This window comes from Pseudomonas sp. P4_C1, from assembly GCF_056402155.1.
On record NZ_JBFUHY010000058.1, the window covers coordinates 20,829 to 31,889 of the forward strand.

The following is an 11,061-nucleotide window of genomic DNA, read 5'->3' on the forward strand; positions in this document are numbered from 1 at the left end:
AGCCATTGGTGATCGTGCAAAAAATAGGCAGGTTAATTCGTCGGCTCAGGTGCCGCCGGATTTACGCCAGCACCGCGACCGCTTTGATTTGTGCCCAGAGTTGCTGGCCAGGATGGACGTTCAGTTGGTCGCGGGAATAACGCGTGATCCGTGCAAGTAGCGGCGTGCCTGCGGCGTCCAGGCGAATCAGCACATGGGCGGCGTTGTCGGCGCTCATTTCACTGACCACAGTAACCGGCAGGCGATTGAGAATGCTGCTTTGCTCGGCACTGTGCAGGCTCAGGCTCACATCCCGCGCCTGGACCTTGCAGCGCAGTGTCTGACCCGTACCCATCGGTGTGTGAGGCACACGAATGTTGAGAGTGGTGTCGGGCAATTGCAGGCTGAGCAGTTGATAGTCGGCGTCGTAGGCGCTCACGCGACCTACGATCACCACACCAGCGTCGTCCCCCATCGCCAGTGGCAAGTCGAGGCGCGCCAGGGTCTGGCCGATCGGGCCGCTGGCCAGTGCCTTGCCGTTGTTGAGCAACACGATATGGTCGGCCAGCCGCGCGACTTCATCCTGGGAGTGGCTGACGTACAGTACCGGAATGTCGAGTTCGTCGTGCAGACGTTGCAAGTAGGGCAGGATTTCACTTTTACGTTGGGCGTCCAGCGCGGCCAATGGCTCGTCCATCAACAACAGTTTCGGGCTGGTGAGCAAGGCGCGGGCGATGCCGACGCGCTGTCGCTCACCACCCGAAAGGTGTTGTGGGTGCCGGTCCAGCAGATGGCTGATGCCCAGCAACTCGGTGGCGTGGGCCATATCGACCCGACGCTGCGACTTGGGAATGCGCTTGAGGCCGAACTCAAGGTTGGCCAGCACCGACAGATGAGGAAACAGGCTGGCTTCCTGGAACACGTAGCCGAGCGCGCGTTTGTGCGGCGCGACGAAGAGCTTGTTTTCGCTGTCTTGCCAGACTTCATCGTTGACCTGGATAAAACCCTGATCGGCCCGTTCCAGGCCGGCAATGCAGCGCAGGCAAGTGGTCTTGCCGGAGCCTGAGTGACCGTAAAGCGCAGTGACGCCACGTCCGGGCAGTTGCAGGTCGACGTCCAGAGCGAAGCCCGGGTAGCGTAGTTTCAGGCGCATTTGAATCATCGATCAGCTCCAGCCCGCTTTGGTTTTTCGGCTGGAATACAGCGCCAGCAAGACGACAAACGAGAACACCAGCATCACCCCGGCCAGCCAATGGGCCTGGGCATATTCCATGGCTTCGACGTGATCGTAGATCTGCACCGAGACCACGCGGGTCTTCTCGGGAATGTTGCCGCCGATCATCAGCACTACGCCGAACTCGCCGACGGTGTGGGCGAAGCCGAGAATGGCCGCGGTAATGAAACCGGGGCGGGCCAGGGGCAGCGTCACGCTGAAAAAGGTGTCCCAGGGATTGGCCCGCAGTGTCGCGGCCACTTCGAGCGGACGCGTGCCGATTGCGGAAAATGCGTTTTGCAGTGGCTGGACCACGAACGGCATCGAATACAACACCGAACCGATGACCAGCCCCGCAAAACTGAAGGTGAGGGTGCCAAGGCCGAGTGATTGGCTGAGCTGGCCGATGTACCCGTGAGGGCCGAGCGCCAACAACAGATAGAAACCAATCACCGTCGGTGGCAGCACCAGGGGCAGGGCAACAACCGCCCCGACCGGGCCGCGCAACCAGGAGCGGGTGCGCGCGAGCCATAACGCAATCGGAGTGCCGACAATCAGCAAGATGACGGTCGTCAGGGACGCGAGTTTCAGGGTCAGCCAAATGGCGGAGTAATCGGCACTCGATAGCGACATTTAGATTTCGTAACCGTAGGACTTGATGACAGCTGCCGCTTTCGGCCCCTTGAGGTAGTCAACCAACGCCTTGGCGGCCGGGTTGTCCTTGCCCTTGTTGAGAATCACAGCGTCCTGTTTGATCGGGTCGTGAAGGCTGGCCGGAACGATCCAGGCCGAACCGCTGGTGATCTTGCCGTCCTTGTAGATCTGCGACAGGGCGACAAAACCCAAYTCGGCATTGCCGGTGGAAACGAACTGATAGGCCTGGGTGATGTTCTGGCCTTCAACGATCTTGTCCTTGACCTTGTCGGTGAGACCTTCCTTGGCCAACACCTGAGTCGCCGCCAGGCCATAAGGCGCGGCTTTCGGGTTGGCGATGGACAGATGCTGGTATTCGTTCTTTTTCAGCACATCGCCCTTGGCATCGACGTAGCCTTCTTTGGCCGACCACAGTGCCAGCGTGCCGACCGCGTAAGTGAAGCGCGACCCCTTGACGGTGTCGCCTTCGGTTTCAAGTTTTTGCGGGGTGCTGTCGTCTGYCGAGAGGAACACTTCGAACGGCGCGCCGTTTTTGATCTGGGTGTAGAACTGGCCGGTGGCGCCAAAGGAGGTGACCACCTTGTGCCCGGTGTCTTTTTCGAAGTCAGCGGCGATGGCCTGGATGGGCGCGGTGAAGTTGGCGGCGACAGCCACCTGGACTTCGTCCGCCTGGGCTGAGCCGAAGGCGAATACGGCGAGAAGGCTCGCCAGGCAGGTCGGGGCAAAACGTGAGGCACGAATGGTCATGAAACGGCTCCGTTAAAGGCAATTGCAGCAGGTTAATCGTTATGTACAAAAATATATAGCGAATTACCTTTAAACGGAATGTGCTGTCACAAAGTTGTATACAATTTTAACGCAAGTGCTGCTCAGGGGTGACGTAGCAGTCTCGCTAATCCTTCTTCAGCCAGTTTTCGAGTCAGTGCCTCGCTGGTCAATTCGACCCCGAGGGTAAAGGCCTGACCGGCCCAGAGGTTGCTGAAGTCCGCTTCACCTTTGGCCCGCAGAGGCATCAGCGCGCCACCGGCAAGGGGGAAGGCCGGGGCCTTGGCGCTCATGGGCCCCAGTTCACGCATCACCCGATTGAGGATGCCCCGGGCCGGGCGACCGGTGAACACGTTGGTGACGGCCGTCTCGCTTTCCCTGGCGGTGCGCAACGCTTTGTGATGGGACGGGCTGACCTTGGCCTCTGGGGTGAACAGGTACGCCGTCCCCACCTGCACTGCCGAAGCACCCAGCATGAAGGCGGCGGCGACGCCTCGTGCGTCAGCGATGCCGCCGGCGGCAATCACCGGCACCTTCACCGCATCGACGACTTGTGGCACCAGGGCGAAAGTCCCCACCTGACTGCTCAGGTCATCGCTGAGAAACATCCCGCGATGGCCTCCGGCTTCGTAGCCCATGGCAATGATTGCATCGCAACCATGCTGCTCCAGCCACACGGCTTCTGCGACGGTTGTGGCCGAGGACAACACTTTCGCACCGGTGGCTTTCACCCGGTCGAGCAGGGATTTTTCCGGCAGGCCAAAGTGAAAGCTCACCACTTCAGGTCGAAATTCTTCGATCACTTCGCAGGCCGCATGATCGAACGGTGCCCGGTTGGACACCGGGGTTGGCGCATCGAAATCGGCGCCGAGTTCCTGGTAGTAGGGCTGCAGCAGGTTTTTCCAGTCCAGCGCGCGTTGTTCATCAGGGGCCGGAGGTTGATGACAGAAGAAATTGACGTTGATCGGGCGCTGGGTGTGTTGGCGGATGGTTTTCAGCTCTTCGCGCAGTTGATCGGTGCTGAGCATCGCCGCCGGCATCGAACCCAGCCCGCCGGCATTGCAGGCTGCAATCACCATGGACGAGTTTGTGGCACCGGCCATCGGCCCCTGAATGATCGGCAGTTCGATCCCGAGCAGGTCAAGAATGCGGGTATCTGGCCATTGGTTCATGTGCTGTGTTCTCCGACGTTGAATCCGGGCAGGGACGGTAGAACAGGATTTGTAACGCAACGACTGGCGCAAGGCCAGTCGTCATTTCAGCACTTCACGCATTCTTCAGCGTCGATGGAAGCCTCCACCTGCGCCACCGAAGGAGTGATTCATCACTTGGGAAGAGTTATGGAATTGGCAGATTGGCTTAAAGTCGAGTACGACAATCTGCTGCCATGTGTTATTTCCATTGCACCCCAACCAGACTGATTCCATTGAGAGGCCGTAATGTTCAAAGGTATTTTGATCGACAAAGACGACAGCGGTTACCGGGCCACACTGCAGGAGATCCAGGACGATCAGTTACCCGAGGGCGATGTCACGGTGCGTGTTGCCTACAGCACGCTGAACTTCAAGGATGGCCTGGCGATCACCGGCAGCAGCCCGGTGGTGCGTAAATTCCCGATGGTGCCGGGCATCGACCTGGCCGGTGTCGTCGAAGACAGCAGGCATCCGGACTACAAGCCCGGTGACCAGGTCCTGCTCAATGGCTGGGGCGTGGGTGAAGGGCATTGGGGGGGACTGGCGCAGAAGGCTCGCCTGAATGGTGACTGGCTGATCCCGCTGCCCAAGGCATTCACTGCTGCCCAGGCGATGGCCATCGGCACGGCGGGCTACACGGCCATGCTGTGCATCCTGGCCCTTGAGCACAATGGCGTGACGCCTGAACAGGGTGAAGTCCTGGTCACTGGTGCCAACGGCGGCGTCGGCAGTTTCGCCATCGCGTTACTAAGCAGGCTCGGCTACCGGGTGGTCGCGTCTACCGGACGTACGTCAGAGCATGATTACCTGAAGCAACTGGGCGCTGGCGAAATCATCGACCGGGCCACGCTTTCCGAACCAGGCAAGCCGTTGGCCAAGGAGCGTTGGGCGGCGGTCATCGACTCGGTCGGCAGCCACACCCTGGCCAACGCTTGCGCCAGCACCAAGGCCAATGGCACCGTCGCGGCCTGCGGTCTGGCCCAGGGCATGGACTTTCCCGCATCCGTTGCGCCGTTCATCTTGCGCGGCGTGACCCTGGCCGGTATCAACAGCGTGACCCAGCCCAAAGCCAAACGGGTGGAAGCCTGGAGTCGCCTGGCCCAGGATCTGGACTTCAACCTGTTGCCGCTGATCAGTCACGAAATCGGCTTGAGCGAAGCCATCGAAGCCGCGCCGCGCTTGCTGGCCGGGCAGTTGCGCGGGCGCGTGGTGGTGGATGTGAACCGCTGATCACTGCGACTCGCGCTCCAGCAACTGCCGTTTGCGCTCGACACCCCAGCGATAGCCCGACAGATTGCCGTCGCTGCGCACCACGCGATGGCACGGGATCGCGACTGCCAGGCTGTTAGCGCCACAGGCTTGAGCCACGGCGCGAACGGCTTTTGGTTGACCGATGCGCTGCGCGACATCGGCGTAGCTGGCAGTGCTGCCAACGGGAATTTCTCGCAGCGCTTGCCAGACACGCTCCTGAAACGCCGTGCCGCGTAGGTCCAGAGGCAAATCAAGGCCAATGGCCGGCGCCTCGATAAAGCCGACGACCCTGGCAATCAATTGCTCGAATTCATGATCGGCGCCAATCAGGTTCGCGCGCCGGAACTTGTCTTGCAGATCACAAACCAGTTGGTGCGGATCATCACCCAGCAGGATCGCGCAGACCCCGCGCTCGCTCTGCGCCACCAGAATCGCGCCCAGCGAACACTGGCCAACGGCAAAACGAATGTCATTGTTTTGACCGGCGGCGCGGTAGTCCCCGGGTTTCATTCCCAGCAGTTGGTCTGCGGCTTCATAAAACCGGCTGTTGGAGTTGAAACCAGCGTCATACAGGGCATCGGTCACCGAGCCGCCGTCTGCCAGCCGTTCGCGAACCTTGCGTGAGCGATGGGCATCGGCGTAACCCTTGGGCGTCAGGCCGGTGACGGCTTTGAACACACGATGGAAGTGAAAGCTGCTCAGGCCCGCCGCCTCGGCCAATTCGCCCAAGGCAGGTAGCGTTTCGGCGCTTTCGATCTGGCGGCAGGCGGCGGCCACGGTGGCGGCATGTTGCGCGGCGAGTTCGCTCTGGTCTTTGGTCGCGCGTTTGCTCGGACGATAACCCGCGGCCCGGGCCTGTTCGGCGCTATCGAAGAATTCGACGTTCTGCGGCTTGGGCAAGCGCGCGAGGCTGCTGGGGTTGCAATAGATGCCTGTGGTCTTCACGGCATAGACAAACTGACCGTCGGCCTTGGGATCGCGCGCGACCACAGCGGCCCAGCGCGGATCGTTTTCAATGGTGATCTTGCTCGATTGGGTTGTCATGGCGTCATGTCCTTTGAGGTGTTGCCTGCACATTAACCATGKGGCAATTCCCACACACTCCGGCGCTTGCGGTCAAATTCGAAGTCTTTATCCGGCGGTACGGAAGGTGAAGTTGATGCGTTGCTCGCCCAGTCTCGGGTGATGGCCTTCCTTGATCGGCAACACGCCGTGATAACGCAGGCGATCCACGCCACCCCAGACGACGATGTCGCCATGCAGCAAGGGGATGCGCTGGCTTTTGTCACCGCGTGCAAAGCCACCGAACAGGAACATCGCCGGTAAGCCCAGGGATACCGAAACGATGGGGGCTGCGTAGGAATGTTCGTCCTTGTCTTGGTGCAGTGACATTTTTGCTCCGGGGACGTAGCGGTTGATCAGGCAGGAATCCGGCGCAAAATCGGTGAAACCCGCTGCCAGTGCCGCCGCTTGTGCCAGTTGCAGAAACACCTCGGGCATCATTGGCCAGGGCCGGCCGGTTTGTGGGTCATGACGGGTGTACCGATAACCGCTACGATCAGTGGTCCAGCCGAATTGACCGCAACTGCTCAGGGCGACCGACATGGTAAAGCCACCGGGCGTGACCATCTGCCGAAACGGCGCGGCCATCAGTACCGCCTCCAGGGTAGGCAGCAAACGCTCCAGCCAGGGCAGGGCGAAGCCTCTCAGCACGTAGGACTGTTCACCGATCTGTTCGCGCCTGGATTGTTGCTCGGGTTCGGCATCGGCAAACAGATCGAAAGTCAGCGGATTCATGGGTTCATGACGCATCGTGAAAGATGATTCCAAGGGTATGCCGTTTGCCGCTGTGCAGGCGACTCACGCCGTGGCGCAGGGTTACTCGGTAGTAACCGCGAACGCCTTTGACCGGCCGCTGGTTGACGGTAAATATCAGCCCGTCGCCTTTCTTCAGGCTGACGACCATCGGGCGTGATTGCATTCGCGGACGCTGTTCGGTCAGGACAAATTCGCCACCGGTGAAGTCTTCATCGGGTTCCGACAGCAGAATCGCTACTTGCAGTGGGAAAACATGCTCACCGTATAAATCCTGATGCAAACAGTTGTAGTCCTGCGGACCATATTGCAGCAATAACGGTGTCGGACGGTTCTGACCAGCGGCATGACAGCGTTCGAGGAAGGCTTGATGGGTTTGGGGAAAACGGTCGGGCAAACCCATTTGCTCCTGCCAGCGATTGGCGATGGGCACCAGGCGCGGGTAGAGCGCGCTACGCAAGCGGGCCACAAGTTCCGGTAACGGGTAGCTGAAATATTTGTATTCGCCTCGGCCGAAACCGTGGCGAGCCATCACCACGTGGGAGCGAAAGGGCTCGGTTCGAGGGTACAAGGCGCTGACCTGATCACAAGCCTTGTGGCTCAACAGTGACGGGATGACGGCGTAACCGTCCTGATCAAGTTGCTGTTCCAGCCGGGGCCAGTCCAGCCTGTCCAGATATTGCTCGCTCATTGCCGGGCCTCTTGTTGTTGAGGTGGCCAGTCTGCAAGGCAAAAATAAAGCAGGCACTCCGCTGCTTGCGGTCGAATTGCGAATGGGAGCTGACGTCCATTGTCGCTCCTGATCGCGTTACAGCGCTTTGCTGACGCTGATTTCGCTGATGACGTCGTCTTGTCCATGAATGGCATCCAGCGCCGCCTTGGCTTCTTCCGGGGTGCCGTTTTCAAGCTGGGCAAACTCGAAGCGGCGCTCACCGTTGAGTTTGTATTTGATGACGTACTTGGTCGTTTGGGCCACGGTTGTATCTGCCTGTCTTGTGTTTCGGGTTCGCTGATCAGCTCAGTTTCGTGCTGGAACGGCGAATGATTTTGATCGAGTGGGTCAGGGTGGGTTTGCGCGTCACGCTGATAGCGCGGCGGTTGACGGTGTCGATCGTGATGTTCCAGAAGCCGGTGCTCGGGGCCGTGATGCGGGCCGGAAACGTGTCGAATGCACCGCCGTGATAGGTGTGACGACCGCCATTCTTGAAGCTGCGGAAGTTGGCGTCGTTCATCAAGCGGATGTTGCACATTTGGGAGCATTGAATGACGACGATGTCGTCTTCATTGAGGTGCTCGCGCTGATGGATAAATTTCATGAGGCGCCTCCAGAAGGGCTTTTTCTACAAAATCAAAACGATAGCATGGGCGATTGGCGCAGTTTATCAGCCCGAACGCCTTATTATCCGGCCACTTTGACAATTAAAAACGTTAATTTCACGTTTGATGAGCGATAAAGCAGTTTGTCTCGGAGAAAAAGCGCATCTGCGCTGTCCGAGCCTCTTTATCGGAGGTTTTGTATGAAGTGGGGTTTTTTGGTTCTTTCGCTGGCGGTATTGGTGAGTGGTTGTGCGAACGTCTCGGAAATCAACGAGTCGCTGCCGACCATGAACGTGATTTCTGGCAAGAAGCCCCATGAATACGCGCAATGCCTGAGCGAAAAACTGGCCAAAAGCCGTGGCGCCTTACAGATCGAACCGCACAAGGATGGAGTGCGTGTCATCGTGCCGCTCAAGTACTCCTCCGGCCCGTCTGCCGTTTTCGACATTGAAGAGCGTTCGGGTGGCAGCAGCATCAAGCTGCACGAGAGCATGTCCAATGTCCCGGTGCGTCCAATGGACGTACAGAATGCTGCCAACGCGTGCATTTCCGGCTGATAGACTGTCGACGATCAGCACCGATGCCGCCCAAGCCATGCTTTGGCGGCATCGTTATTTATGGAGTCGACTATGAAGCGAGAGCAGGTCCGGGAGCGCCATGCAGAGGGTTTAATCTCTGCCACTCATGTGATTCAGAATCCGGCGGAGCTGGGGGAATGGATCGTGTTTTTCAAGAAAAGCGCCGGGCGCAGCTATTTCCTGGTGGATGACAATGATGAAGTCGAGTCTTTCAGTCGCCTTGATGATCTGATCGATACCGTGCGCGGGCTTGGCATCAAATTCGCTGAGATACATCTGTAGGGCGCGGCGCCTTACTTGCAGATCACTACGACATTGCGGCTCTTGTAGTTGCCGATGTCGGCGCCGAGGGTCTTGTCGCTCTCCTTGAGCGAGGGCGTGCCATCGGTTCCGACAATCTTGTAGCCGGTGCCTGCACAGGACGCATCGGCCTTTTCGTAACATGCAGCCCAGGAGTTGGCTTCCCCGGAGCAATCAATCGACAGGCCTTGCTCTCCGTTACCCAGGTAGGTTTCTTTCGACGTTGCGCAGCCGCTCAGGGCCAATACTGCTAGCAAAGGCAAAATTTTGTTCATGGCTTGATCATCATCAGGGGGGTGGGCTAAGGCTGAGACAGCGTCGCAGGCAAAAGGTTATAGCCAAAGGCCACGTTATTGCATGCATTCATAAAAAAGCCCTGCGCAGTGGCAGGGCTTTTCGCATTGGACGTCGATCAGCTCTTGTCCTTGCCGCGTCGCTTGGGCTCCGGGTGCTCAAGCTCCAGCACCGAGGCCACTTCGATTGCCAGGGATTCGGAAGGGAAAGGTCCGGCGATATTTTCACCGGCGACACTGGCTACCCACCATTGACCGTCTTTCACCTGATTGATCAGGAATCCGTTGACGCTTTTTTCTGCCGACATCTATTTGCCTCGTTGTCTGGTTCAATCGCGCCATGATACCGCCAAACGCACTCAACGGGTGCCGATGGGCGTATGGTGGTTCGTTCCGGGCGGTTGAATGCCGTGCAATTGCGCAAGTCTCTGCTATGCATAAGGGCTTGCGCAGGGAACTATCGGCAAGATTATTTCTCTATGTTGGCATCGGTTGGCCAGCGCGGGGGCATTGTAAGGTGCACGCCGCCTGATTAGACTGCGCCGAAACTCGTACACGCACAGCCCTTACAAGGACTTATATGATCAAGAAATGCTTGTTCCCAGCAGCCGGCTACGGCACTCGCTTCCTGCCAGCGACTAAAGCCATGCCCAAAGAAATGCTGCCGGTGGTGAACAAGCCACTGATCCAGTACGGCGTTGAAGAAGCACTGGACGCTGGCTTGAACGAAATCTCCATCGTCACCGGTCGCGGCAAGCGCGCCCTGGAAGACCACTTCGACATCAGCTACGAGCTGGAAAACCAGATCAAGGGCACCGACAAGGAAAAATACCTGGTCGGCATCCGCCGCCTGTTGGATGAGTGCTCGTTCTCCTACACTCGCCAGACTGAAATGAAAGGTTTGGGTCATGCGATCCTGACCGGTCGACCACTGATCGGCGACGAGCCGTTCGCCGTGGTGCTGGCGGACGACCTGTGCGTCAACCTGGAAGGTGACGGCGTACTGAAGCAGATGGTCAAGCTGTACAAACAGTATCGCTGCACCATCGTCGCGATCATGGAAGTCGACCCGCAAGAAACCAGCAAATACGGTGTGATTGCCGGCGACCTGATTGGTGATGACCTGTACCGCGTGCGCAACATGGTCGAGAAGCCAAAGCCGGAAGATGCCCCGTCGAACCTGGCGATCATCGGTCGTTACATCATGACGCCGGACATCTTCAGCCTGATCGAACAAACCGATCCAGGCAAAGGTGGCGAGATCCAGATCACTGACGCCCTGATGAAACAGGCGCAGGATGGTTGCGTGATTGCCTACAAGTTCAAGGGCAAGCGTTTCGACTGCGGTGGCGCCGAAGGCTACATCGACGCGACCAATTTCTGCTTCGAGAACTTCTACAAGACGGGCAAGGCGTACTGATCGCTTTCGACCTGACTGTATTGAAAAGCCACCTTCGGGTGGCTTTTTCATTTGTGCGCCAGGCATGGCGCGTTGCGCGTAAGCGCAACCAGCTTGGCTGTGGTGGCCTCGCTGGTGACTTGGAGGTGAAAGTCCTCTACACACCCGGCAAGGGGAAGTGTTAGCCAGAGGCAAGGGTGTCGCGGGTGACTGCGAATCTGAAGGAAGCCCGAGGCAAAATGCTGGCCTGACGAACAGGAAGCGGATAGAGGCGGCGCAGCGGGGTAAGAAGGCAAGCATCTTC

At 58.7% G+C, this 11,061-nt stretch carries 15 protein-coding genes; 4 read left to right on the forward strand and 11 right to left on the reverse strand.

The genetic code is table 11. From position 1 onward, the window contains the following. Nucleotides 1–61 precede the first annotated feature (61 nt). The 4 genes from modC to AC1DU9_RS22640 form a co-directional block, all read right to left on the reverse strand. Nucleotides 62–1,141 carry a molybdenum ABC transporter ATP-binding protein gene (gene modC / locus AC1DU9_RS22625; protein WP_223463718.1) on the reverse strand — a complete coding sequence of 360 codons (1,080 nt, stop codon included), beginning with the start codon at nucleotides 1,139–1,141 and terminating at the stop codon, nucleotides 62–64. Nucleotides 1,142–1,144: 3 nt separating this feature from the next. Then, nucleotides 1,145–1,825, reverse strand: coding sequence for a molybdate ABC transporter permease subunit (modB, locus tag AC1DU9_RS22630; protein WP_223463719.1), 681 nt, complete (start codon nucleotides 1,823–1,825; stop codon nucleotides 1,145–1,147). Further along, nucleotides 1,826–2,593, reverse strand: a complete 768-nt coding sequence (gene modA, locus AC1DU9_RS22635) for a molybdate ABC transporter substrate-binding protein (protein WP_477810812.1) — start codon at nucleotides 2,591–2,593, stop codon at nucleotides 1,826–1,828. It abuts the gene before it with no gap. A 122-nt stretch (nucleotides 2,594–2,715) separates the two neighbouring features. Beyond that, complete coding sequence (locus AC1DU9_RS22640) at nucleotides 2,716–3,783, reverse strand: NAD(P)H-dependent flavin oxidoreductase (protein ID WP_223463721.1); 1,068 nt, start codon at nucleotides 3,781–3,783, stop codon at nucleotides 2,716–2,718. A 267-nt stretch (nucleotides 3,784–4,050) separates the two neighbouring features. Between AC1DU9_RS22640 and acuI the strand changes: the two genes are divergently transcribed. After that, entirely contained in the window at nucleotides 4,051–5,034 is a 984-nt protein-coding gene (gene acuI / locus AC1DU9_RS22645) for an acrylyl-CoA reductase (NADPH) (protein WP_223463722.1), read from the forward strand. Here the strand turns inward: acuI and ada are convergent, their stop codons facing one another. The 5 genes from ada to AC1DU9_RS22670 all read right to left on the reverse strand — a co-directional run bounded on the left by ada (nucleotide 5,035) and on the right by AC1DU9_RS22670 (nucleotide 8,186). Then, a complete protein-coding gene (gene ada, locus AC1DU9_RS22650) occupies nucleotides 5,035–6,099 on the reverse strand; it encodes a bifunctional DNA-binding transcriptional regulator/O6-methylguanine-DNA methyltransferase Ada (RefSeq protein WP_457265956.1) in 1,065 nt (354 codons plus the stop codon). A gap of 87 nt (nucleotides 6,100–6,186) precedes the next feature. Next, on the reverse strand, nucleotides 6,187–6,867 hold the full coding sequence (gene alkB, locus AC1DU9_RS22655) for a DNA oxidative demethylase AlkB (protein WP_223463724.1): 681 nt from the start codon (nucleotides 6,865–6,867) through the stop codon (nucleotides 6,187–6,189). After that, nucleotides 6,857–7,561, reverse strand: coding sequence for a 2OG-Fe(II) oxygenase (locus AC1DU9_RS22660; protein WP_223463725.1), 705 nt, complete (start codon nucleotides 7,559–7,561; stop codon nucleotides 6,857–6,859). Before AC1DU9_RS22660 ends, alkB begins: the two co-directional genes overlap by 11 nt. Before the next feature lie 117 nt (nucleotides 7,562–7,678). After that, complete coding sequence (locus tag AC1DU9_RS22665; RefSeq protein ID WP_191624874.1) at nucleotides 7,679–7,846, reverse strand: hypothetical protein; 168 nt, start codon at nucleotides 7,844–7,846, stop codon at nucleotides 7,679–7,681. A gap of 37 nt (nucleotides 7,847–7,883) precedes the next feature. After that, a complete protein-coding gene (locus AC1DU9_RS22670; protein WP_007912251.1) occupies nucleotides 7,884–8,186 on the reverse strand; it encodes a DUF1883 domain-containing protein in 303 nt (100 codons plus the stop codon). 201 nt (nucleotides 8,187–8,387) lie between these two features. Between AC1DU9_RS22670 and AC1DU9_RS22675 the strand changes: the two genes are divergently transcribed. After that, the gene (locus AC1DU9_RS22675; RefSeq protein WP_223463726.1) at nucleotides 8,388–8,744 is read left to right on the forward strand and encodes a hypothetical protein; all 357 of its coding nucleotides are present in this window, start codon (nucleotides 8,388–8,390) and stop codon (nucleotides 8,742–8,744) included. Nucleotides 8,745–8,816: 72 nt separating this feature from the next. Continuing rightward, nucleotides 8,817–9,047 (forward strand): hypothetical protein, encoded by a 231-nt coding sequence (locus tag AC1DU9_RS22680; RefSeq protein ID WP_046038394.1) that lies wholly within the window; start codon nucleotides 8,817–8,819, stop codon nucleotides 9,045–9,047. Nucleotides 9,048–9,058: 11 nt separating this feature from the next. Here AC1DU9_RS22680 and AC1DU9_RS22685 read toward each other — a convergent pair whose 3' ends face one another. Both AC1DU9_RS22685 and AC1DU9_RS22690 read right to left on the reverse strand, forming a co-directional pair. Further along, nucleotides 9,059–9,340, reverse strand: a complete 282-nt coding sequence (locus AC1DU9_RS22685) for a hypothetical protein (protein ID WP_223463727.1) — start codon at nucleotides 9,338–9,340, stop codon at nucleotides 9,059–9,061. 137 nt (nucleotides 9,341–9,477) lie between these two features. Then, nucleotides 9,478–9,666, reverse strand: a complete 189-nt coding sequence (locus AC1DU9_RS22690; protein ID WP_223463728.1) for a hypothetical protein — start codon at nucleotides 9,664–9,666, stop codon at nucleotides 9,478–9,480. Between the two features lie 272 nt (nucleotides 9,667–9,938). On the opposite strand from AC1DU9_RS22690, the gene galU reads away from it, so the two are divergent. After that, nucleotides 9,939–10,778, forward strand: coding sequence for a UTP--glucose-1-phosphate uridylyltransferase GalU (galU, locus tag AC1DU9_RS22695; protein WP_093220174.1), 840 nt, complete (start codon nucleotides 9,939–9,941; stop codon nucleotides 10,776–10,778). Nucleotides 10,779–11,061 lie beyond the last annotated feature (283 nt).

Bases quoted from the DNA above. Each gene is read 5' to 3' on its own strand.
- modC (WP_223463718.1), bottom strand. From the start codon at position 1,141: ATGATTCAAATGCGCCTGAAACTACGCTACCCGGGCTTCGCTCTGGAC.
- modB (WP_223463719.1), bottom strand. From the start codon at position 1,825: ATGTCGCTATCGAGTGCCGATTACTCCGCCATTTGGCTGACCCTGAAA.
- AC1DU9_RS22640 (WP_223463721.1), bottom strand. From the start codon at position 3,783: ATGAACCAATGGCCAGATACCCGCATTCTTGACCTGCTCGGGATCGAA.
- acuI (WP_223463722.1), top strand. From the start codon at position 4,051: ATGTTCAAAGGTATTTTGATCGACAAAGACGACAGCGGTTACCGGGCC.
- ada (WP_457265956.1), bottom strand. From the start codon at position 6,099: ATGACAACCCAATCGAGCAAGATCACCATTGAAAACGATCCGCGCTGG.
- alkB (WP_223463724.1), bottom strand. From the start codon at position 6,867: ATGCGTCATGAACCCATGAATCCGCTGACTTTCGATCTGTTTGCCGAT.
- AC1DU9_RS22660 (WP_223463725.1), bottom strand. From the start codon at position 7,561: ATGAGCGAGCAATATCTGGACAGGCTGGACTGGCCCCGGCTGGAACAG.
- AC1DU9_RS22670 (WP_007912251.1), bottom strand. From the start codon at position 8,186: ATGAAATTTATCCATCAGCGCGAGCACCTCAATGAAGACGACATCGTC.
- AC1DU9_RS22675 (WP_223463726.1), top strand. From the start codon at position 8,388: ATGAAGTGGGGTTTTTTGGTTCTTTCGCTGGCGGTATTGGTGAGTGGT.
- AC1DU9_RS22680 (WP_046038394.1), top strand. From the start codon at position 8,817: ATGAAGCGAGAGCAGGTCCGGGAGCGCCATGCAGAGGGTTTAATCTCT.
- AC1DU9_RS22685 (WP_223463727.1), bottom strand. From the start codon at position 9,340: ATGAACAAAATTTTGCCTTTGCTAGCAGTATTGGCCCTGAGCGGCTGC.
- AC1DU9_RS22690 (WP_223463728.1), bottom strand. From the start codon at position 9,666: ATGTCGGCAGAAAAAAGCGTCAACGGATTCCTGATCAATCAGGTGAAA.
- galU (WP_093220174.1), top strand. From the start codon at position 9,939: ATGATCAAGAAATGCTTGTTCCCAGCAGCCGGCTACGGCACTCGCTTC.